A 22,389-nucleotide genomic window follows, 5' to 3' on the forward strand; every position below is an offset into this window, starting at 1 on the left:
AATTGCTTAAACTCTAAACATTTTCCGGTAGCGGCCGATATTCTTTTTTTATGCCCAGAAATATCTCGCTACCGGAAATAACATCATGCTTAAAACGCTATCGATTCGTACCGGCTTGCTCTCTTTACTGGCCGTTATGACCCTTCTGCTGCTGATTGTCAGCGGCATCGGCATTTATGCCCTTACACAAAGTTCCGCTTCTCTCCAGCGCATCAATCATCTTCAGGGTGAACAGATGGTGCAGCTGAATGCCGGCTATACGCTGATCCTGCGCGCGCGTAACGAAGCGGGGCAGGCCGTTCGCATGATGGAGGTCGGCCTGCTGGACGATGCGGCCAGGGCGGTCAAAACCATTAACCAGGAAGTGGCGCTGGCACAGAAAACGCTGAAGGACGTGATCGGCAGCGGCGTGGCGGATGAGCAGGGGCAAAAGCTGCTGGATAACGTTGCCGCGAGTCTGGCGGTGTACAACCAGCAGGGTATCAGCCCGATGCTGAAAGCCCTGAACGAGCAAAGCGCGGACAGCTATTACGATCTGCTGGAAAACAAGCTGGTCCCGGTGGCGAAGCAGTTTGATAACGATATGCAGGCGTTCCAGGCATGGAGCGAGGCGCGCGGTAAAGCGGAGGTGAGCGCTGTGCAGGCGAGTAAAACCCGCGTGCTGATCCTGATTATCGTCGCGGCGCTGCTGACGGCTGGCATTATCGTGCTGGCCTGGCTGGTGCTGCGCCATATGCTGCTCAAGCCGCTTTCAGCCTCGATTGCCCAGCTGGAACATGTGGCGGCCGGGGATTTAACCCATACCCTGAACGCGCCGGCGAGCCAGGAATTTAATCGCCTTAACGCGGCGATCGAAGGGATGCGCCAGTCGCTGATGGACTCGGTTCTGCGGGTGCGTGACGCCAGCTCGCAGATTGATACCGGCAGCCGCGAGCTGACGGCCGGGAATATGAACCTGGCCCAGCGCACGGAATCCACCGCCACCTCGCTGGAGCAGACGGCCGCCAGCATGGAAGAGATCACCGCCACGGTGAAACTTAACGCCGATAACGCCGAGCAGGCGCACCAGCTGGCGAAGTCGGTCTCCGATACCGCCGATCACGGCAGTGAAATGGTCTGCTATGTCATTGAGAAGATGCGCGACATCTCCGGCAGTTCGGCGCGCATCGCCGATATCCTGAGCGTCATCGACGGCATTGCCTTCCAGACCAATATTCTGGCGCTGAACGCCTCCGTTGAAGCGGCGCGTGCGGGTGAGCAGGGGCGAGGTTTTGCGGTCGTGGCGGGTGAGGTGCGTAATCTCGCCAGCCGCAGTGCTGATGCGGCGAAAGAGATCCGCTCGCTTATCAGCGATTCGCAAACCCACGTGAACGAGGGCAGCGAGCTGGCGCAGCAGGCCGGTGAGACGATGGACGAGATCGCCACCGAAGTACTGCGTATGACCAAACTGATGCGTGAAATTGCGACGGCTTCCCAGGAGCAGAGCCGCGGTATTGAGCAGGTGAATATCGCCGTCAATCAGATGGATGAAACGGCGCAGCAAAATGCGGCGCTGGTCCAGCAATCATCTGCGGCAACTCGTTCCCTGGAGGAACAGTCGCGCGAGCTGATGGAAGCGATGGCCTCCTTCAAGCTGACGATGCAAACGGCCTGAAAAAAAGGGAGCCTGCCTGGCTCCCCTTTTCGTGCGTTACGCGTCCGGGAATTCGCGGATCATGCGTTCAACGTCATCCACCATATGGCGGTTGCCGACAAAGAATGAACGGCGCTGGTGCAGGCTTTCCGGCACGATATCCAGAATACGCTCTTTACCGTCGCTCGCCTTGCCGCCTGCCTGTTCGGCCAGGAATGCCATCGGGTTGCACTCGTACAGCAGACGCAGTTTTCCGTCCGGGTGGCTGGCGGTGCTTGGATAGAGGTAAATACCGCCCTTCAGCAGGTTACGGTGGAAATCCGCCACCAGCGAGCCGATGTAGCGCGAGGTGTATGGGCGCTGGGTGGCTTTATCCTCTTCCTGGCAAAATTTGATGTACTTCTTCACGCCGTTCGGGAATTTGATGTAGTTGCCTTCGTTGATGGAGTAGGTGTTGCCCTTCTCCGGGAAGCGCATACGCTCCTGGCACAGGCAGAACACGCCCAGGGACGGATCGTAGGTAAAGGCGTGTACGCCGCAGCCGGTGGTGTACACCAGCATGGTGGACGAGCCATACACCACATAACCGGCAGCAACCTGTTTACTGCCCGGTTGCAGGAAGTCTTCTTCCGTCACCGGTGTGCCAACCGGCGTGACGCGACGGTAGATGGAGAAAATGGTACCGACAGAAACGTTAACGTCGATGTTGGAGGAGCCGTCCAGCGGATCCATCAGAACAACGTATTTCGCGTGTTCACACCCTTCGAATACGACGATCTCATCTTCTTCTTCAGAGGCGATACCCGCAACGATGTCGCGCGCGCGCAGTGCAGCTTTCAGTTTTTCATTGGCGAACAGGTCGAGTTTCTGCTGAACCTCACCCTGAACGTTCTCGGCACCGCTGGCACCCAGGATATCGACCAGACCGGCCTTGTTGATATCGCGGTGGATGATCTTAGCGCCCAGCTTTATTGCCGACAGCAAAGCAGTGAGCTCACCCGTAGCATGAGAGAACTCGTGCTGCTTCTCGACAATAAATTCACCTAACGTTTTCATAACACTTTCCCTGCATCTTATGTTGAGTAAAGCGGTTGATGTCCAACAATCTTAACAAACATTCAAATATTAGCGCAGAGGTGAATCGCGCCAGCAAAATACGGATTTACCTGAAATGCGTTTCACAGCCGCTGACATGTGAGTAAAATGTGCGCCACATTGAAGAAGGATAGTGACGTATGCGCATTCATATATTGGGGATTTGTGGCACTTTCATGGGCGGACTGGCAATGCTGGCGCGCTCGCTGGGCCATGAAGTGACAGGTTCGGACGCCAATGTGTATCCGCCGATGAGCACGCTGCTCGAGAAGCAGGGAATTTCTCTGATTCAGGGATATGACGCCAGCCAGCTGGAGCCGCAGCCGGATCTGGTGATCGTGGGTAACGCCATGACCCGTGGGAATCCATGCGTTGAAGCGGTGCTGGAACGCAATATCCCGTACATGTCTGGCCCGCAGTGGCTGCATGATTTTGTCCTGCGCGACCGCTGGGTTGTCGCCGTTGCCGGGACGCACGGCAAAACCACCACCGCCGGTATGGCGACCTGGATCCTCGAAGCCTGCGACTACAAGCCGGGCTTCGTGATCGGCGGCGTACCGGGGAATTTCGACGTCTCCGCGCGTCTGGGCGACAGCCCGTTCTTTGTGATTGAAGCGGATGAATACGACTGCGCGTTCTTCGACAAGCGCTCCAAGTTCGTGCATTACTGCCCACGCACGCTGATCCTCAACAACCTTGAGTTCGATCACGCGGATATCTTTGACGACCTGAAAGCGATTCAGAAACAGTTCCACCATCTGGTGCGCATTGTTCCGGGTCAGGGCCGCATTATCCTGCCGGAGAACGACATCAACCTGAAGCAGACTATGGCGATGGGGTGCTGGAGCGAGCAGGAGCTGGTTGGCGAGCAGGGGCACTGGCAGGCGAAAAAGCTCAACGCGGATGCCTCCGAATGGGAAGTGCTGCTCGACGGTGAGAAAGTGGGCGAGGTGAAGTGGGGCCTGGTGGGCGAGCACAACATGCACAACGGCCTGATGGCGATCGCCGCGGCGCGTCACGTGGGCGTACTGCCTGCGGATGCCGCCAATGCGCTGGGCTCGTTTATCAACGCCCGTCGCCGTCTGGAGCTGCGCGGTGAAGCCCACGGCGTGACCGTGTATGACGATTTCGCGCACCACCCAACGGCCATTCTGGCGACGCTTGCCGCATTGCGTGGCAAAGTTGGCGGCACCGCGCGCATTCTGGCCGTGCTGGAACCGCGTTCGAACACCATGAAAATGGGCATCTGCAAAGACGATCTTGCGCCGTCCTTAGGACGTGCCGACGAAGTCTTCCTGCTGCAACCGCAGCATATTCCGTGGCAGGTGGCGGAAGTGGCAGACGCCTGCATTCAGCCGGCGCACTGGAGTGCGGACGTGGATGTCTTAGCGGATATGGTGGTGAAAGCCGCACAGCCTGGCGATCACATTCTGGTGATGAGCAACGGTGGGTTTGGTGGTATCCATCAGAAGCTGCTGGACGGTCTGGCGAAGAAAGCCGCGGCCGCAGAGTAAAAAAAAGCCCGGTGGCGCTAGCGCTTACCGGGCCTACATTTTTTCGCACGACCTTGTAGGCCGGATAAGGCGTTTACGCCGCCATCCGGCGCAAACCCGCACAGATTACTCTTCGTTCTCAGACAGCTCGCGCAGATACTGGAAAATCAGGCGCGCAGACTTCGGCGGCTTATTCCCTTCTTTCTCTTTCTTCGCGTTGCGGATAAGCGATCGCAGCTGCTGGCGGTCGGCATTCGGCCACAGATTCAGCACTTCAGGTACTGCGTCATCACCTTGGTCGATCAAACGATCGCGGATCTGCTCCAGCTTATGGAACAGCGCAACCTGCTGATTGTGGCGGTTTTTCAGTTTGTCCAGCGCCTGACGGATCGGCTCCACGTCGCGCTGACGCAGCAGTTTACCGATAAGCTGAAGCTGGCGGCGACGCCCTTCTTTCTTGATTTTCTGTGCCAGTTCAATGGCATCACGCAGATCCTGGTCGAGCGGGATCTTATCCAGCGCGTTTTTACCCAGTTCTACCATTTCTGCGCCAAGCTGTTTTAACTCTTCGGCGTCACGTTTAATTTCACTTTTACTGACCCAGATGATCTCATCATCTTCGTCTTCGATGTCATCACCGGGAACGTCGTCGAGCCAGTCTTCGGGCTGCTTAGTCATGTCAGGCTCCTTAAAAAAAGAGGCTAATGTTACCAGTTAAGACGCGCACTGAAAAACGGTTCTCTGTTAGACTTCACTTAACTCTCTCTTACAGTATGGCATTTGCGATGAAAGTAACCTCACAAGTTGAAGCGCAGCGTAAGATCCTGGAAGAAGCCGTCTCCACCGCGCTGACGCTCGCTTCAGGTAAATCAGATGGCGCCGAAGTGGCGGTCAGCAAAACCACCGGCATTAGCGTGAGCACCCGCTATGGCGAAGTGGAGAATGTAGAATTTAACAGCGATGGCGCGCTGGGGATCACGGTGTATCACCAGAATCGTAAAGGCAGCGCGTCGTCTACCGATCTGAGCCCGGATGCCATCGCCCGTACGGTGCAGGCGGCGCTGGATATCGCGCGTTACACCTCCCCGGACCCTTACGCTGGCGTGGCCGATAAAGAGCTGCTGGCGTTTGACGCGCCGGATCTCGATCTGTTCCATCCCGCGGAAGTGACGCCGGATGAAGCCATTGAGCTGGCCGCGCGAGCCGAGCAGGCCTCTTTGCAGGCTGACAAACGCATCACCAATACCGAAGGCGGCAGCTTTAACAGCCACTACGGCATTAAAGTGTTTGGTAACTCCCATGGCATGTTGCAGGGGTACTGCTCAACCCGCCACTCGCTTTCCAGCTGCGTCATCGCCGAAGAAAACGGCGATATGGAGCGTGATTACGCGTATACCATTGGCCGCGCGCTGGGAGATTTGCAGTCTCCGGAGTGGGTGGGAAAAGCGTGCGCCGAACGCACGCTGTCACGCCTTTCGCCGCGTAAACTCTCCACCATGAAAGCGCCGGTCATTTTTGCCAACGAAGTGGCAACCGGCCTGTTTGGTCATCTGGTGGGAGCGATTGCGGGCGGTTCGGTGTACCGTAAATCGACCTTCCTGCTCGACTCGCTGGGCAAGCAGATCCTGCCGGAATGGCTGACCATCGAAGAGCACCCACACCTGCTGAAAGGGCTGGCCTCTTCGCCGTTCGACAGCGAAGGCGTGCGCACGGAACGTCGTGATATCGTGAAAGACGGCATTCTGACCCAGTGGCTGCTGACCAACTACTCCGCGCGTAAGCTGGGGCTGAAAAGCACCGGGCACGCGGGCGGCATTCATAACTGGCGCATTGCCGGACAGGGCCTGAATTTTGAACAGATGCTGAAAGAGATGGGCACCGGCCTGGTGGTCACCGAGCTGATGGGGCAGGGCGTGAGCGGTATCACCGGCGACTACTCTCGCGGTGCAGCGGGCTTCTGGGTCGAAAACGGTGAAATTCAGTATCCGGTGAGCGAAATCACCATCGCCGGCAACCTGAAGGACATGTGGCGCAATATTGTTACGGTCGGTAACGATATTGAAACACGCAGCAATATTCAGTGTGGTTCTGTATTACTGCCGGAGATGAAAATCGCCGGGCAATAATCCCCGTAAAAGCTGATTAATAATAAAAAAAGGAAGTGAGCAATGCGTAAACACCTGTTAGCGATCGTCGCGGCTTCAACGCTGGTTCTTGGCTCGTCTGCGTTTGCTGCCGATCTCGAAGACAACATGGACATCCTCAGTGAAAACCTGAAGGTGGTGCAGAAAACGGACAATGCGGCGGACATGAAAGACGCATTGACTAAAATGCGTGAAGCCGCGCTGGATGCGCAAAAAGCGACGCCGCCGAAGCTGGAAAGCAAAGCGGCAGACAGCGCCGAGATGAAAGACTACCGCCACGGTTTTGACGTGCTGGTCGGCCAGATTGACGGCGCGCTGAAGCTGGCGAACGAAGGCAAAGTGAAAGAAGCCCAGGCGGCAGCCGATCAGTTTGTCGCGACCCGCAACACGTACCACAAAAAGTATCGTTAATTGGGTGCCTGAGCTGTACGTCCTCTCCCCGTATGCGGAGGCGCATGATGCGCCCCCGCATCGTTGCTCCCTACTTGCCGGAGCGACAATCCATCCGCGCTGTCACTTCAAGCGAGCCGTTACGAAAACGGATCTCGCACAGTGTTTTCCTCGTCACCAGCGTTAAGATGATTATTGTCAAAGAAATAATCATCAAAACCCCGATACTTGGGTTTCTGCGTTTCATGGATGCCTCCTTGCTTTTAAGCGGGCGAGGTAGCGAACTCCACGGTGTGACGTGTCGTTTCGAGCCCCCGCCCTGATTTTTTATCAGGCGGGGCTTTCCACTTTCCGTCCCATGCCTGAGACGGTCAGTCTCAAGCACCCGCCGCCACTCTAGCGGATCCCCATAAGAAAACCTTATCCACGTCACATTTCTACGAGCCTGCTCGTAATCTTTTCCACTCCGCTTACCAGTCTAATGCCGCGTAATAGCGTGATATTCATCACGTAAATCCAGCGATTTATACAGATTCACCGCATTTATGTGGCACAGATCACTGCCGCTGCTCGCCTTTCCACTTCGAAGTGGAAAACAACTCGCTACAAACAATTCCCCCTCGACGTTAGTTTTATTCCAGAGCCATTAACGGGGTAAGACGAGTGATTAACGGAGCGGTAATGAACGACGTTGGGGAACAGGCGGTGCAAACAGAACAGCTCGCGAACACCATGCTTCAGCAGGTCTACGCCCTGCTGGCCCGGCACAACATCATTCCCAACGCGGTACAGGAGCAGATGCTGACCTCCCACGTTCGCGCAATGGCGCACCGGTCCGTGACCGGCGAGCCGCTGCCAGAGGTTGAAGCAGAGCTGTTTGACGAAATTTCACCAGATTCAATGCAACTCGCCCGTGAAGTGGTAGCGCAGTTCGGCAACCTTCCTGATGAAGAGGCCTGGCTGCTCTCCGTTCACTTCGAAGTCGCGAAAGACAACCTTTAAGGAGCAACACATGGAACAGATTACAGTCGTGATTGGCGATCGCCTGGGTAAAGGTCAGAAAGTGGCTGCGGGTGTGGAAAAAGCCGGCGGACGCGCGGTTGTCGTACCGGGCATGGCAGCGGATATGAAGCTCGGTGACGTGATGAAAGCAGAAAACGCCACCTTCGGGATCTCCTTCTGCGGCAGCGGCGGCGCGGGCGCCATCACCGCTCAGACCAAATATGGCTACAAGGCCAAATACGGCATGCGCTCCGTGGATGAGGGGGTGACCGCCATCAACGAAGGCTGCAACGTGCTGGGCTTTGGCTTTATGGATAAAGAAGAGCTGGGCGAGCGTCTGGTACAGGCGTGGCAGAAGAAATACGGCGCGTAAGCATGAAAGAACAGTTCACAACCACGGTGAGAGTGAAGGGGAAAGGCGACGCCAAAGCGCGCGCCTTTGCCGACGCCCTCAACCACGTTCAGGCTGCGGTGATGAAAGCCTCACCGCATATCTTACTGCGTATTGAGCCACAGGATGTGCAGGTTGTTCAGGCGCAAGAAGCGGTGCGAAAAGAAGCGTTTCTGTTCTTCTTTTTGCGCCGGGAAAGACGCACCTACAGCGTGGAGCTGGATGTGACCGTCAACGTGACCGCCATCAATCTCGACCAGGTGGATTTCGTCACGCAACGCTGATTATTCATAAAAGGGCAGACTGATGTTCTTAATTATATTAATAAAATCGCTCATCATTGGCGGCCTGGTTGGCGTCGGTGTTGGCGCCGGGGCTGCACGCATGTTTCATGCGCCTACCACTCAGGGTATGGGCGCGTTTCGTACGTTGGGGGAACTGAACTCCTGCGAAGGGGATCCGGCGTCCCACTTCTCCTTTGGGTTAGGTTTCTTCTTTAACGCCTGGGCCTCTTCCGTGGCCGCAGGTGCCTTCACACAGGACGTTGACCACCGCATCATCCCGAACTGGGGTGCTGCTGCACTGATGATTAAAAACCGTAACGTCGGTGAAACGCTGCATGACCCGCGCAAAATGGCGATTGCCTGCGGCATCATCGGCATGATTGTTGTGACCTTCCTTAACCTGACCGCCTCCTCCGTTCCGGCAGCGCTTCAGGTGACCGCCGTGAAGGTGCTGGTACCGGCGGCGAACCTGCTGGTCAACACCGTGATGCCGGTGATCTTCTGGCTGGCGGCCATCGACGCGGGTAAAAAATCGGGCTTCTGGGCCACCATCTTTGGCGGCGCGGCACAGCTGATCATGGGTAACGCCGTACCGGGTCTGGTACTGGGTATTCTGATTGGTAAAGGTGTTGAAGAGAGTGGCTGGAACCACGTCACCAAAGTGATGATGGCGGCGATCGTTCTGCTCTTCGTGCTGAGCGGCTTCTTCCGCGGCTTCGACATGAAGATGATCGAATCCTTCCATCTGACCGTGCCGAACTGGCTCGACATGATCCACAACTCGCTCAGCGGTAAATAACAGGAGCCTCTAAATGGAACAGAATAAAGGTTTTTGGTATGCCGACTGGTCGTTCCCGATCTTCGTTGGCCTGCTCTCCTCCGGCGTCTTCGCCGGGACGCACATGTACTACCTCTACGGCATCGGCGCGTTTAACGAAGTTGCCTTCGTGGCGATGCTGAAAGCGGGAATCGATACCGGCGTCTACGGCGCGGTGGCGGCGTTCGGTGCTAGCTTCCTGTTCGCCCGTATTATCGAAGGCTCGCTGGTGGGTATTCTCGATATCGGCGGTGCGATCCAGACCGGCGTGGGCCTCGGCGTTCCGGCGCTGCTGCTGGGCGCGGGGATCATGTTCCCGGTGACCAACTTCATTGCCGCGCTGATTACCGGCCTGGTGATTGGCCTGGCGATTGGCTACGTCATCATCCTGGCGCGTAAGTTCACCATCAATCAGAGCAACTCCACCTACGGCGCAGACGTGATGATGGGCGCGGGTAACGCCTCCGGCCGCTTCCTCGGGCCGTTGATTATCCTCAGCGCCATGACCGCCTCCATTCCAATCGGCGTCGGTTCCCTGGTAGGCGCGCTGCTGTTCTACATCTGGCAGAAGCCGATTACCGGTGGCGCCATCCTCGGCGCAATGATTTTGGGCTGGCTGTTCCCGGTCGCCCTTTAATACCCGCGGGCGCTTCGGTGCCCGCTTTATCAGGAGATCCTCATGTTTGATTTACTCCTGCGCCGTGCGCGCCTCGCCGACGATACCCTGACCGATATCGCCATCCAGGACGGGAAGATTGCCGCGACAGGCGACATTGACGCTCCCGCCCGCAAAACGGTTGAGCTGAACGGCGACGTGTTCGTCAGCGCGGGCTGGATTGACTCCCACGTCCACTGCTACCCGAACTCCCCGATTTACCACGACGAGCCGGACAGCGTGGGCATTGCCACCGGCGTCACCACCGTGGTGGACGCGGGCAGCACCGGCGCCGACGACGTGGACGATTTTTACGCCATCACCCGCAAAGCCTCCACCGAGGTGTTTGCCCTGCTGAACATCTCCCGCGTGGGGCTGATCGCCCAGAATGAGCTGGCCAATATGGCGAATATTGACGCCGATGCGGTGAAGCAGGCGGTGACGCGCCACCCGGATTTTATCGTTGGCCTGAAGGCGCGCATGAGCAGCAGCGTGGTCGGTGAAAACGGCATCACCCCGCTGGAGCGCGCGAAAGCGATTCAGAAAGAGAACGGCGACCTGCCGCTGATGGTGCACATCGGCAACAACCCGCCGAACCTCGATGAGATTGCCGAACTGCTGAGCTCCGGCGACATCATCACCCACTGCTACAACGGCAAGCCTAACCGCATTCTGACGCCCTCCGGCGAGCTACGCGCCTCCATTACGTCTGCGCTGAAGTGCGGCGTGCGCCTGGACGTCGGCCACGGCACGGCGAGCTTCAGCTTTGAAGTGGCGAAGCGCGCCATTGCGATGGGCATTCTGCCGCATACCATCAGCTCGGATATTTACTGCCGCAACCGCATCAACGGCCCGGTCGGCTCGCTGGCGAGCGTGATGTCGAAATTCCTCGCCATCGGCATGTCATTGCCGCAGGTGATTGACTGTGTCACGGCCAACGCCGCCGACGGCCTGCGCCTGACGCGCAAAGGCCGCATTCAGCCTGGCCTCGACGCCGATCTGACGCTGTTTACGCTCAAGCGCCAGCCGACGGTGCTGACGGATGCCGAAAACGACAGCCTACAGGCTGAACACATTCTGATGCCGCTTGCCGCGATCCGCGCGGGCAAGGGCTACATGACCGAACAAGGGAGCACGGAACATGCCTTCGATTTATGAGAAGTACAACTTAAAGCAGGTTATCAACACCTCTGGCCGCATGACGGCGCTGGGTGTCTCCACGCCGCGCCCGGAAGTGGTGCAGGCGGCGATGGACGGCATGAATCACTATTTCGAGATGAAGGATCTGGTCAATAAAACCGGGGAATACATCGCGAAGCTGCTGGAGGTGGAAGGGGCGACGGTGGTCTCCTGCGCGTCGGCGGGCATTGCCCAGTCCGTGGCGGCGGTGCTGGTGAAAGACAGCGACTGGCTGCTGGAAAACCTGCACGTCACACCGATTGAAAACAACGAAATCGTCCTGCCGAAAGGCCACAACGTGAACTTTGGCGCGCCGGTGGGCACCATGGTGGCGCTGGGCGGCGGCAAGCTGGTGGAGGCGGGCTACGCCAACGAATGCTCTGCCGATCAGCTGGCGGCGGCGATCACTCCGCGCACGGCGGCGATCCTCTACATCAAATCGCACCACTGCGTGCAGAAAAGCATGCTCAGCGTCGAGCAGGCGGCGGTCGTGGCGCGCAAGCACGATCTCCCGCTGATCGTCGATGCGGCGGCGGAAGAAGATCTGCACGCCTACTACCGCTCCGGTGCCGATCTGGTGATCTACAGCGGCGCGAAGGCGATCGAAGGGCCAACCAGCGGGCTGGTGATCGGCAAAACCCAGTACGTTGAGTGGGTGAAGCGCCAGACGGCGGGCATTGGTCGCGCGATGAAAGTGGGCAAAGAGGGTATCCTGGGCCTGACCTGCGCCATCGAACACTACCTGACGGCGACCAAAGAGAGCGGGGCCGAGATGGTGGCGAAGATGACGCCGTTTATCGACGCGTTGAACACCCTGAACGGCGTGACCGCGCGCGTGGTCTGGGACAGCGCCGGTCGCGATATCGCCCGTACCGAGATTAAGTTCGACGAAGCCGCTACGGGCGTCGGCACGGGCGATCTGGTGGCGAAGCTGAAACAGGGCGAATACGCCATTTACTTCCGTGGCTATAAGGCCAACGAAGGGATTATCGAGGCGGACGTGCGCAGCGTGAATGCTGACCAGCTGAACATCGTGTACCGCCGCATTAGCGAAGTATTAGGACAGGAGAAAAAAGCATGAAACTGACCCCCAACTTTTACCGTGACCGCGTCTGCCTGAACGTGCTGGCAGGCTCAAAGGCCAACGCCAGCGCCATTTACGAGGCGGCGGAAGGTCATGTGCTGGTGGGCGTGCTGTCCAAAAATTACCCGGACGTGGCGAGCGCGGTTGCGGACATGCGCGAATACGCAGCCCTGATTGATAATGCGCTCTCCGTGGGGCTGGGCGCGGGCGACCCGAACCAGTCAGCGATGGTGAGTGAAATCTCCCGCCAGGTGCAGCCGCAGCATGTTAACCAGGTCTTTACCGGCGTGGCCACCAGCCGCGCGCTGCTGGGGCAGAATGAGTCCGTGGTCAACGGTCTGGTCTCCCCGACCGGCACCGTCGGCATGGTGAAAATCTCCACCGGCCCGCTGAGCAGCGCAGCTATGGACGGCATAGTGCCGGTTGAAACCGCTATCGCCCTGCTGAAAGATTTCGGCGGCAGCTCCATCAAGTACTTCCCGATGGGCGGCCTGAAATGCCGTGACGAATACCAGGCGGTGGCGGAAGCCTGCGCCCGTCACGACTTCTGGCTGGAGCCGACCGGGGGAATCGATCTGGAGAACTTCGAGGCGATCTTGCAGATCGCCCTGGACGCGGGCGTGAGCAAAATCATCCCGCATATCTACAGCTCGATTATCGATAAAGCCAGCGGTGATACGCGTCCGGAAGATGTGCGTACGCTGCTGGCGATGACGAAGAAGCTGGTTAAGTAGAACCTGCCCCTCACCCTAACCCTCTCCCACCGGGAGAGGGAACCTTTACCCCCTCTCCCTTTGGGAGAGGGCTGGGGTGAGGGGAAACAAACCGCACACACCCGAAGGAGCCACCATGCACACCCGTACCCTGCTTGTCGCTTCACTCTCTTTACTTGCTACCTCTGCAATCGCTCAAACCCAGTACGCCTGGGTGGGTACCTATAATCCGAACGGTGAAGGGCTGTACCGCTTTACCGTCGATCCGCAAACCGGTGCGCTGAACGATAAAACACTGGTGAGCAAACTGCCGAACGCCGCGCAGTTAACCGTCTCACACGACGGCAAAACGCTGTATCTGGCAAGCGAAGTGGAGCAGGGCGTGGTGCAGGCGCTGCGCATCGGTGATAACGGCGCGCTGAGCGAGCTGAATCAGGTGTCCTCCGGCGGCGCGGGGCCGGTGTATCTTTCCCTGACGCCGAACGGCAAACATCTGCTGGTGGCAAACTACGTCAGCGGAACTGTCGCGGTGCTGCCCGTTAACGCAGACGGCAGCCTGGGCGATGCTACGGACACCCATCAGGACAAAGGCGAACCGGGTGCGGCGAAGCCGGAAGCTGCCGTCGAAGGCAGTTTCGCCATCAGCGATCATAACGGCCCACATGCGCACATGATCGCCGCCGATCCGGGCGGGAAATACGTTTTTTCCACCGATCTGGGGCTGGATCGCATCTATCAGTACCGTTTTGACGATCAAACCGGGAAGCTGACTCCGAACGATCCGCCATTTATCAGCGCCTCCTCAAAAGGGGCCGGGCCGCGCCACTTCGTTTTTACGCCGAAAGGCGATGCCCTGTGGCTGATTAACGAAGAGGCGTCTACGCTCACCCATTATGCGCTGGACAGTAATGGCAGGCTGAAAGAGGGTAAAACGGTTTCAGCCTTGCCGGACGGTTATAAAGGCACCAGTTTTGCTGCCGGGCTGGCGCTAAGCGCCGACGGGAAACAGCTGTATGTCGCTAACCGTTTGCATAATAGCATCGGGCACTTTACCGTAACGGCAGAGGGTACGCTGACGCATCAGGATGATGTCTGGACGCGCGGCGACTATCCGCGCACCCTGACGCTCGATAAGCAGGGTCGCTGGCTGTACGTCATGAACCAGCGCAGCGACAACATTACCCGTTTCCGCGTGGCGCCGGACGGCAAGCTGAGCGCCGAGCCAGACTATACCCCGGTCGGCAGCCCATCCCAGATGGTCATTTCACCCTGAGCAGTAAGAGGACAACGACGTGCGATTTCCGAACCAACGTTTAGCGCAACTTTTCGATCTGTTGCAAAACGAGACGCTGCCGCAGGACGAGCTGGCGCAGCGGCTGTCGGTCTCCACGCGAACCGTCCGGGCGGATATCACCGCCCTGAACGCGCTGCTGGCCAGCCACGGCGCGCAGTTCATTTTGAGCCGGGGCAACGGCTATCAGCTCAAAATTAATGATGTGGTGCGCTATCAACAATTGCAGGCGTCCCACCCGCGCGCGCTGCGTATTCCGCGAACCGGACCGGAGCGCGTACACTATCTGGTGGTGCGTTTTCTGACGTCAGCCTTTTCCCTCAAGCTGGAGGATCTGGCCGATGAGTGGTTCGTCAGCCGGGCCACGTTGCAGAGCGACATGGTGGAAGTGCGTGAGTGGTTTCACCGTTACAACCTGACGCTGGAAACCCGCCCGCGCCACGGGATGAAGCTGTTTGGCAGCGAGATGGCGATCCGCGCCTGCCTGACCGACCTCCTGTGGGAGCTGGCGCAGCAGGACAGCCTGAACCCGCTGGTGACCGACGTGGCGCTGAATGCGGGGGTGGCGGAAAAGATGGTGCCGGTGCTGCACGATGCGCTGACGCGCCATCACATTCGCCTGACCGATGAAGGCGAGCTGTTCCTGCGCCTGTACTGCGCGGTGTCGGTGCGGCGCATCAGCGAGGGGTATCCGCTGCCGGAATTCCACGCGGAAGACGTGGAAGAGAACGTGCGTGAGGCGGCGAAAGATATCGCCGTCACCATTCAGCAACTGGCGGGCAAAGCGCTGTCGCCGTCAGAAGAGAGCTGGCTGTGCGTGCACATTGCGGCGCGGCAGATCCAGGAGATCGCCCCCAGTGCCATTAACGCCGACGACGACGAAGCCCTGGTCAACTACATTCTGCGCTACATCAACACCCACTATAACTACAACCTGCTGAGCGATGAGCAACTGCATGCAGATCTGCTCACGCACATCAAAACCATGATTACCCGCGTGCGGTATCAAATCATGATCCCCAATCCGCTGCTGGATAACATCAAGCAGCACTACCCGATGGCGTGGGATATGACCCTCGCGGCGGTGTCGAGCTGGGGCAAATACACCCCGTATGTGATCAGCGAAAACGAAATTGGTTTTCTGGTGCTGCATATCGGCGTCGGGCTGGAGCGCCATTACAATATCGGCTACCAGCGCCAGCCGCGGGTGCTGCTGGTGTGCGACGCCGGTAACGCGATGGTGCGCATGATCGAGGCGGTACTTCAGCGTAAATATCCGCAGATTGAGGTGACGCGCACGCTCACCCTTCGTGAGTACGAGCTTGCCGATGCCATTGGCGAAGACTTCGTGATCTCCACCGCCCGCGTGAGCGAAAAATCCAAACCGGTGGTGATGATCGCCCCGTTCCCGACCGATTATCAGTTGGAGCAGATCGGCAAGCTGGTGCTGGTGGATCGCACCCGCCCGTGGATGCTGGAAAAATACTTCGACGCGGCCCATTTCCGCATTCTCGACAAGCCTGTCGACCAGCAAACGCTGTTCCGCGAACTGTGCGGGCAGCTTGAAGGGGAAGGTTTTGTCGGCGCGGAGTTTCTGGAATCGGTTATCGAGCGTGAAGCCATCGTCAGCACCATGCTCGGCGACGGCATCGCGCTGCCGCACTCCCTCGGGCTGCTGGCGCAAAAAACGGTGGTCTACACCGTGCTGGCGCCGCAGGGCATTCAGTGGGGAGATGAAACCGCCCATGTCATCTTCCTGCTCGCCATCAGCAAAAGCGAGTACGAAGAGGCAATGGCGATTTACGACATCTTTGTCACCTTCCTGCGTGAACGCGCGATGGCGCGCCTGTGCCAGTGCGAGAATTTTGCGGCGTTTAAGGCTGAGGCGATGGAGAGTTTGAGTCGGTTTTGACGTTCAGGCGGACAGAGGATATCCGCCTTCATTCAACGCAGATGATGCACAACCTGGTTGCTGCTGCCGCGCCAGATAAGCATAGGATCTTTTAGATCCTGCACGAACTTGCCGTCGACCAGGACGTTAATCAGATCCACCACTTCCATCTGCTGCGCATTCAGTTCATCCAGCTTATAGCCCGTCCAGACCCAGACGTCTTTTCCCGCGCACTCGCGGCGGATGCGTTTTACCAGCTTCAGGATCGCCGGCACGTTTTGCGGATGGAGCGGGTCGCCGCCGGAGAGCGAGATCCCCTGGCGTTTGATGCGCGTGTCGTTCAGGTCGTTGATGATTTTATCTTCCATCTCCGCGGTGAACGGCATGCCGGAATTGAGTCGCCAGGTGCTTTTGTTGTAGCAGCCGGGGCATTCGTGGACGCAGCCTGAAACAAACAGGGTGCAGCGGGTGCCGGGGCCGTTGACGATGTCAACGGGGTAGTATTGATGGTATCGCATAGAAAATGTCCAGAGAATGTGTGCGCGCTGATGCCCTCACCCCGGCCCTCTCCCACAGGGAGAGGGGGAAGAGTTCCCTCTCCCTTGAGGGAGAGGGGTAGGGTGAGGGGGAAACCCTGCGCAGAACTTACCCGATCTGCCCATTCCCCAGATGTTTCACCCTGCGCTTCACCTCTTCCTGCTTACCGGCGTTAAACGGACGGGCATCCGGGCTGCCGAGGTAGCCGCACACGCGGCGGGTCACGGAGACGCGGGCTGCGTCGTGGTTACCGCATTTCGGGCAGGTGAAGCCTTTGCTGGTGCATTCGAACTCACCGGTAAAGCCGCACTCGTAGCACTCGTCAATTGGCGTGTTGGTTCCGTAGTACGGCACGTGCTGATAGCTGTAATCCCACACGTCTTCCAGCGCCTTCAGGTTGTGCTGAATGTTCGGGTACTCGCCGTAGCAGATAAAACCGCCGTTCGCAATGGGCGGATAGGCCGCTTCAAAGTCGATCTTGTCGTACGGGTTCACCTTCTTCTCCACATCGAGGTGGAAGCTGTTGGTGTAGTAACCTTTGTCGGTCACGCCTTCCACGATGCCGAACTCGGCGGTGTCCAGACGGCAGAAGCGATCGCAGAGGTTTTCGCTCGGCGTGCTGTACAGGCTGAAACCGTAGCCAGTTTCCTCTTTCCACTGGTCTACCGCATCGCGCAGGCGCTGCACAATCGCGATACCTTTCTCACGCAGGGCGTCGTTGTCATAGATGTGCTTGTCGCCAAACAGCGCGTTAATCGTTTCGTGAATGCCGATATAGCCAAGAGAGATCGATGCGCGACCGTTTTTGAAGATCTCCGACACATCATCGTCCGCCTTCAGGCGCACGCCGCAGGCTCCTTCCATATAGAGAATTGGCGCGACGCGGGCTTTCACCCCTTCAAGACGGGCGATGCGGGTCATCAGCGCCTTACGTGCCAGCTGTAAACGTTCATCCAGCAGCGTCCAGAAGGCCGCTTCATTCCCTTTAGCTTCCAGCGCGATGCGCGGCAGGTTCAGGCTGATGACGCCCAGGTTGTTGCGCCCGTCGTGGATCTGCTCGCCGTTCTCATCTTCGTACACGCCGAGGAAGCTGCGGCAGCCCATTGGCGTTTTAAACGAACCGGTGACTTTCACCACCTGGTCGTAGTTGAGGATGTCCGGGTACATACGCTTGCTCGCGCACTCCAGCGCCAGCTGCTTGATGTCATAGTTCGGATCGCCAAACTTGTGGTTCAGGCCGTCGCGAATGGCGAACACCAGTTTCGGGAACACCGCCGTTTTACGGTTTTTACCGAGGCCGGAGATGCGGTTGCGCAGAATAGACTGCTGGATCAGGCGTGATTCCCAGCTGGTGCCGAGGCCAAACCCGAAGGTCACAAACGGCGTCTGGCCGTTGGCGGTGTGCAGCGTGTTTACCTCATATTCCAGCGACTGGAACGCGTCGTAGCACTCTTTCTCGGTGCGGGAACGGGCGTAACCGTCGGCATCCGGGATCTGCCACTCTTCCGCCGTTTTACGGTGTTTGTTGAAGCTCTCGGCCACGAACGGGGCCAGTACTTCATCGATGCGGTTAATGGTGGTGCCGCCATAGATGTGGCTCGCCACCTGGGCGATGATCTGCGCCGTGACCGCCGTCGCGGTGGAGATGGATTTCGGCGGCTCAATCTCGGCGTTACCCATTTTAAAACCGTGGGTCAGCATGCCTTTCAGGTCGATCAGCATGCAGTTAAACATCGGGAAGAACGGCGAGTAGTCGAGATCGTGATAGTGGATCTCACCGCGCTCGTGCGCAGACACCACGTCGCGCGGCAGCAGGTGCTGGCGGGCATAGTGCTTGGCGACGATACCGGCCAGCAGGTCGCGCTGGGTTGGGATCACTTTGCTGTCTTTGTTGGCATTTTCATTGAGCAGCGACGAGTTGGTTTGCTCTACCAGGCCGCGGATCTCCTGGTTCAGGCGACCGCGTTTCTCACGCTGGACGTCACGGTCGTGACGATACTCAATGTAGGCGCGCGCCAGCTGCTTGTACGGACCAGACATCAGCTGGTTTTCAACCGCGGTCTGGATCTCGTTGATATCCACCTGGCTGCGTTCATGCATCTGGCTGCTAACGACTTCTGCGACGGTGGCGCAGTAATCTGCGTCATCGACTCCCGCTGCTTTAGCTGCACGCAGAATGGCTTCTTTGATGCGCTCTGATTTAAACGGCACTTTACAGCCATCACGTTTCATCACATGCGGTGTCATGATCACTCCATTTTAAAAACAGGTTATCCACAAAGGTGGAGAAGTATTCACCGGACGTATTCCTCGCCGCGGCAAAGACTTCCCGCGTGCCCAGCTCGTGTTATCCACAATTCCGGCCAGCGTTCGCGCCGTCTTGTTGTTGGAATAGTAGACGATAAATACAAGATGTTGGGTCGGCGTGCATTTTAAGTGCTACATATAGTGATTTGCATCAAACAAGTTTGCGATTTTTTTGATGCAGAACAAAGTAAAAAGACGAGAGTACAAACGGCGGGCGCTGGGGCAATTGTAAAGACTCGAAGGAAAAATCTGATTAATTATTCAACAAAAACAAGCGCTCAGCAGAGCCTGTGCTGAGCGCTGCTCGATTAACTCACCCCGCAGACCCAGCTCAACCCTGCCTGCAAAAAGGCTACGGTAACGATGCTGCCCAGTACCAACGGGATGAGAAGAGAGCTTTCGGGGGCATCGTCCTGTTTTTGAGAACCTTCATTACTCAGGGCAGACATCGCCTCTTCCCGCGTACGCGCCGCCAGCAATTGCTCACGCACCCGCTCATCCGTGAGTCTGCTGGTCAGCGTCGTCAGCAGGTGCATATGCGTACTGCCTGCTTCCGCTGGCGGAATGGCGAGCAGGAAAACCATCCTCACCTCTTCATCACCCTCCAGCCCCGGCCAGCATATCGGATCGTCAAAGAGCGCCAGACAAAATGCCGCCTGTTGCACCGCCTCGGTTTTACCGTGCGGGACGGCGAGCGCTTCACCCAGCGCGGTAGGGCCTTCACTTTCGCGTTGTAAAACGCTTTCGATAAATGCCTCTCGATCGTTGATGACATTCCGCCTGGCGAGCGGCTCGGTGAGCCAACGGATCACTGCTTCCGGCGTACGTTGGGGCGGGTTGATAAACACCAGATCGGGATGCGTCAATGCCAGCAAGTTCATATTAAGCCTCAATCAAAAAATCGCAGGTTGCGGAGGGGAGGATCGCCGTTACCGGTTGCATCGGCTCTTCCAGATAGTTGATCTGCCGTAACACTGCCAGACTTTCCGGGACGGGAGCCGGTTGTGTCCCGGCGTTAAATACGCGTAAGACGGTGCCATGCAGCAGCTGCGCATGGGGCAGAGCGGAAAGGATGAGCGGCTCCGGCACGGTCAGTAGCGAGAACTCTGCCGGAAGCCTGCGCTCGGGCAGACGCAACGAAAAGCGCTCAAGACGGTGATCGAGCGTGTGTAGCGTTTGCCGTTGGTAGGTGAAGGGCTGTCCAGCCGCCTGATTTTCCAGCTGGCGCAGCGTGAGGTGGTCGGCGTTGTCGGCCAGCGCGACGGTGAATGAAAAGCGCAACGGTTTCAGCAACTGGGCATCAGGAGTCTCAACCACCGTATTATTGATGCCGGAGGCCCGACCCGGTCGCCATTCGAGATCGCTGCGTCCGAGCACGCCCGTCGATTTAAACATCGTCAGGGCAATAGCAGCGGGTTCGCTGCCGATAATCTGAAATTCTTTCATGCCACGGCTAGTCACAACCAGCGCTTTACCCGGTTCCGTGACAGCGATAATGCCCTCGCTGGTTTCGATATCCACGGGCTTCTCGCGATAGCGTTCTTGCCAGTGTTCACCGTCATATCCCGTTTCGCGCTGGATGATTGCGAAGGGCTGTGAGGCGATAGCGTGACGGGTGTGAACATCGCTGCCGATCAGTAAACGTAGCCGGTGATCGCAGTGGCTGTTTTCCAGCGAAGCCTCGACATACAGATTCGGATCGTCGTGGCGTAATTCGCAGACCAGACGAATGGATAACGGCGTTCGGGCCGTATCCTGACGGCTGGCGAGATCCTGCGGAAGACGCATTGTGGCCTCGACGGTCAGCTTTTCGACAAGCGGCGTTTTTACGCCGTCGACGAGCGTAAAATGCGAACAGCGCGTCGGCGCGTCGCCCGCAAGCGGTGAGAAATCGTAGCTGTCGCCCGCGTCCGCGCAGTCTTCAAAGGTAAAGAAAGAGGGGATACGTCTGCCGCTGCGTTTGTCATGCAGGGTAAGCGTTCCGGCATCCAGCGACAGTCGATAATGCGCATTCTCAATCTCGCTGCCCTTTATCTTTTCAGACGCCAGGAAAGGTGCAGGGTCTTCTTCAACGTTAACGGTGAGATAGCCGATCGGCGGCAGAACCGGTGTCTTTACCGCAACGTGCCAGCGGTAATAAGGGAGAAGGGGCGTCTCGCACTCGCCCTCGGCGGTAAGGGAGATCGCCGTTCCGCCGGGCAGAATGTCTCTTTCCAGGACGCCGAAAGGGATGGGCTGCCCCTGATGCGTCATGGCGATATTATCCGCCCGGCTATACAGGGTGGTTATCACCACGCGCTGCGTTGGGGTAGCTAGCGGGTTAAAGATCAGCAGGTCGCCATCCTGAACGCAGGCGGCGGCCAGGGTTTTCACCACCAGATTCCACAGGCTATGGCACAGCTGTTCGGTTTGTTCCAGTCGATGCAGAATGTCGCGGTTGGTGGCATCGCTATTACAGCCGCCAATGGAATCGTGGGCATGGTTTCGCAACAGCTTTTTCCAGAGGGTGTCGACTACCGCGAGGTTGACCGGAACCCCCTGGTGACGCGCCATTGCGATTGTCGGCTCCAGCTGTCGCAGGATGAACTGTTCAACCTCATCGTTTTTCTTTTTGATGTCGTAGCGCACGGAGCCGATCGTTTTATGGATGCGGGTGTAGCGCGGCGATTTCAGCTCTCCTTCCAGGAGCTCAAACTGTTCACGCTGCGCGCGAAGGGTTTCTACATAACGCTCCAGAGAGCTGATGAAGTAACGGTCCTGATCCGGGGACTGTGCGCTGGCGACCTCCAGGATTTTCGGCAGCGCCGGGTCGATGCTGACCTGATCGCCGCCGCAGGGCAGGAGCAGGTCGTTTAGACCGGCCCGTGAACGCAAAAGTGTGGTCATCGGGTAGATTTTTCCCCGGAGATGGGAGGCTTCCGAACGCATGTTTTTAGCCGCGCCATAACCGAGCGCCATCGCACAGGCGATGACGGTCGCACCTGAGGGTGCGCGCCAGAGGAACTGGCTGCTTTTGGCGTGCCTGTCGTGATCGATACCGCGCCAGAAGACGATATTGTCGATATTGCAGCCCTGCAAGATCGTGGGCATTTGCGCATTGTGGCCAAAGGTATCCGGAAGATACCCAACCTGCATCGCATGCCCCAGCGTCCGGGCAGAAAAAATGCCGTACTTCAGGTTGCGGATAATCGATTCGCCATGCACGTTGTAGGTGTCCGTCTGGGTATACCATGGCCCTACGAAGATCCTTTTTTCTCTGACCAGCTTTTCCAGCCTGGCGCGATAATCAGGATTGATGGCGAGAAAGTCCTCCACTACCGCCATCTGTCCGTCAAGGTGATAGCAGGTGTAAGCGGAGTCCTGCTCCAGCGTGTTGATGACGTCCGCAAAATTATATGACGCCAGCACCATGCTGTCCTGACGGGTGAAATACCACTCCTGATCCCAGTGCGTATGGGCAATGACGTGGATCTGATTCATGAC

General features: G+C 57.9%; 21 protein-coding genes. 14 read left to right on the forward strand and 7 right to left on the reverse strand.

What is annotated here, in order from left to right; genetic code table 11:
* Positions 1-85 precede the first annotated feature (85 nt).
* Positions 86-1,654: a methyl-accepting chemotaxis protein gene (locus O1721_RS06170; RefSeq protein ID WP_015572503.1), complete on the forward strand. Its 1,569-nt coding sequence runs from the start codon at positions 86-88 to the stop codon at positions 1,652-1,654.
* Positions 1,655-1,690: 36 nt separating this feature from the next.
* Here O1721_RS06170 and fbp read toward each other — a convergent pair whose 3' ends face one another.
* A complete protein-coding gene (gene fbp, locus O1721_RS06175; RefSeq protein WP_003856070.1) occupies positions 1,691-2,689 on the reverse strand; it encodes a class 1 fructose-bisphosphatase in 999 nt (332 codons plus the stop codon).
* A 179-nt stretch (positions 2,690-2,868) separates the two neighbouring features.
* Here fbp and mpl point away from each other — a divergent pair, with 179 nt between their 5' ends.
* Positions 2,869-4,242: a UDP-N-acetylmuramate:L-alanyl-gamma-D-glutamyl-meso-diaminopimelate ligase gene (mpl, locus tag O1721_RS06180; protein WP_032647021.1), complete on the forward strand. Its 1,374-nt coding sequence runs from the start codon at positions 2,869-2,871 to the stop codon at positions 4,240-4,242.
* Positions 4,243-4,347: 105 nt separating this feature from the next.
* Here mpl and yjgA read toward each other — a convergent pair whose 3' ends face one another.
* Positions 4,348-4,899 carry a ribosome biogenesis factor YjgA gene (gene yjgA / locus O1721_RS06185; protein ID WP_017383918.1) on the reverse strand — a complete coding sequence of 184 codons (552 nt, stop codon included), beginning with the start codon at positions 4,897-4,899 and terminating at the stop codon, positions 4,348-4,350.
* 95 nt (positions 4,900-4,994) lie between these two features.
* On the opposite strand from yjgA, the gene pmbA reads away from it, so the two are divergent.
* Entirely contained in the window at positions 4,995-6,347 is a 1,353-nt protein-coding gene (pmbA, locus tag O1721_RS06190) for a metalloprotease PmbA (protein ID WP_032647023.1), read from the forward strand.
* Between the two features lie 42 nt (positions 6,348-6,389).
* On the forward strand, positions 6,390-6,776 hold the full coding sequence (gene cybC / locus O1721_RS06195; RefSeq protein ID WP_010427378.1) for a cytochrome b562: 387 nt from the start codon (positions 6,390-6,392) through the stop codon (positions 6,774-6,776).
* A gap of 70 nt (positions 6,777-6,846) precedes the next feature.
* Here the strand turns inward: cybC and O1721_RS06200 are convergent, their stop codons facing one another.
* Positions 6,847-7,002, reverse strand: a complete 156-nt coding sequence (locus tag O1721_RS06200) for a Hok/Gef family protein (RefSeq protein WP_017383916.1) — start codon at positions 7,000-7,002, stop codon at positions 6,847-6,849.
* 416 nt (positions 7,003-7,418) lie between these two features.
* On the opposite strand from O1721_RS06200, the gene O1721_RS06205 reads away from it, so the two are divergent.
* The 10 genes from O1721_RS06205 to O1721_RS06250 all read left to right on the forward strand — a co-directional run bounded on the left by O1721_RS06205 (position 7,419) and on the right by O1721_RS06250 (position 16,083).
* Positions 7,419-7,757 (forward strand): PRD domain-containing protein, encoded by a 339-nt coding sequence (locus tag O1721_RS06205; protein WP_026080657.1) that lies wholly within the window; start codon positions 7,419-7,421, stop codon positions 7,755-7,757.
* Between the two features lie 10 nt (positions 7,758-7,767).
* Complete coding sequence (locus O1721_RS06210; RefSeq protein ID WP_006810339.1) at positions 7,768-8,130, forward strand: SFCGS family glycine-rich protein; 363 nt, start codon at positions 7,768-7,770, stop codon at positions 8,128-8,130.
* 2 nt (positions 8,131-8,132) lie between these two features.
* Entirely contained in the window at positions 8,133-8,432 is a 300-nt protein-coding gene (locus O1721_RS06215; protein ID WP_006810338.1) for a DUF4312 family protein, read from the forward strand.
* A gap of 22 nt (positions 8,433-8,454) precedes the next feature.
* Positions 8,455-9,231 carry a DUF4311 domain-containing protein gene (locus O1721_RS06220; RefSeq protein WP_006810337.1) on the forward strand — a complete coding sequence of 259 codons (777 nt, stop codon included), beginning with the start codon at positions 8,455-8,457 and terminating at the stop codon, positions 9,229-9,231.
* A 13-nt stretch (positions 9,232-9,244) separates the two neighbouring features.
* Entirely contained in the window at positions 9,245-9,886 is a 642-nt protein-coding gene (locus tag O1721_RS06225) for a DUF4310 family protein (RefSeq protein WP_015572508.1), read from the forward strand.
* Positions 9,887-9,928: 42 nt separating this feature from the next.
* A complete protein-coding gene (locus tag O1721_RS06230) occupies positions 9,929-11,062 on the forward strand; it encodes an amidohydrolase/deacetylase family metallohydrolase (protein ID WP_032647026.1) in 1,134 nt (377 codons plus the stop codon).
* Positions 11,046-12,164 carry a DgaE family pyridoxal phosphate-dependent ammonia lyase gene (locus tag O1721_RS06235; RefSeq protein WP_017383914.1) on the forward strand — a complete coding sequence of 373 codons (1,119 nt, stop codon included), beginning with the start codon at positions 11,046-11,048 and terminating at the stop codon, positions 12,162-12,164. The genes O1721_RS06230 and O1721_RS06235 overlap by 17 nt, the downstream gene beginning before the upstream one ends.
* Positions 12,161-12,901, forward strand: a complete 741-nt coding sequence (dagF, locus tag O1721_RS06240) for a 2-dehydro-3-deoxy-phosphogluconate aldolase (RefSeq protein ID WP_015572511.1) — start codon at positions 12,161-12,163, stop codon at positions 12,899-12,901. The genes O1721_RS06235 and dagF overlap by 4 nt, the downstream gene beginning before the upstream one ends.
* Before the next feature lie 115 nt (positions 12,902-13,016).
* Positions 13,017-14,153, forward strand: coding sequence for a lactonase family protein (locus tag O1721_RS06245; protein WP_023295815.1), 1,137 nt, complete (start codon positions 13,017-13,019; stop codon positions 14,151-14,153).
* A 19-nt stretch (positions 14,154-14,172) separates the two neighbouring features.
* Entirely contained in the window at positions 14,173-16,083 is a 1,911-nt protein-coding gene (locus O1721_RS06250; protein WP_023295816.1) for a BglG family transcription antiterminator, read from the forward strand.
* A gap of 32 nt (positions 16,084-16,115) precedes the next feature.
* Here O1721_RS06250 and nrdG read toward each other — a convergent pair whose 3' ends face one another.
* From nrdG to O1721_RS06270, 4 genes are all read right to left on the reverse strand, one after another.
* Positions 16,116-16,580: an anaerobic ribonucleoside-triphosphate reductase-activating protein gene (gene nrdG, locus O1721_RS06255; protein ID WP_032647029.1), complete on the reverse strand. Its 465-nt coding sequence runs from the start codon at positions 16,578-16,580 to the stop codon at positions 16,116-16,118.
* Between the two features lie 127 nt (positions 16,581-16,707).
* Entirely contained in the window at positions 16,708-18,846 is a 2,139-nt protein-coding gene (gene nrdD / locus O1721_RS06260; protein ID WP_015572514.1) for an anaerobic ribonucleoside-triphosphate reductase, read from the reverse strand.
* 368 nt (positions 18,847-19,214) lie between these two features.
* The gene (locus tag O1721_RS06265; protein ID WP_032647030.1) at positions 19,215-19,787 is read right to left on the reverse strand and encodes a PTS sugar transporter subunit IIA; all 573 of its coding nucleotides are present in this window, start codon (positions 19,785-19,787) and stop codon (positions 19,215-19,217) included.
* 1 nt (position 19,788) lies between these two features.
* Positions 19,789-22,386 (reverse strand): glycoside hydrolase family 38 N-terminal domain-containing protein, encoded by a 2,598-nt coding sequence (locus tag O1721_RS06270; protein ID WP_479953682.1) that lies wholly within the window; start codon positions 22,384-22,386, stop codon positions 19,789-19,791.
* Positions 22,387-22,389 lie beyond the last annotated feature (3 nt).

This window comes from Enterobacter cloacae complex sp. HYC033_NIDB (assembly GCF_056673335.1).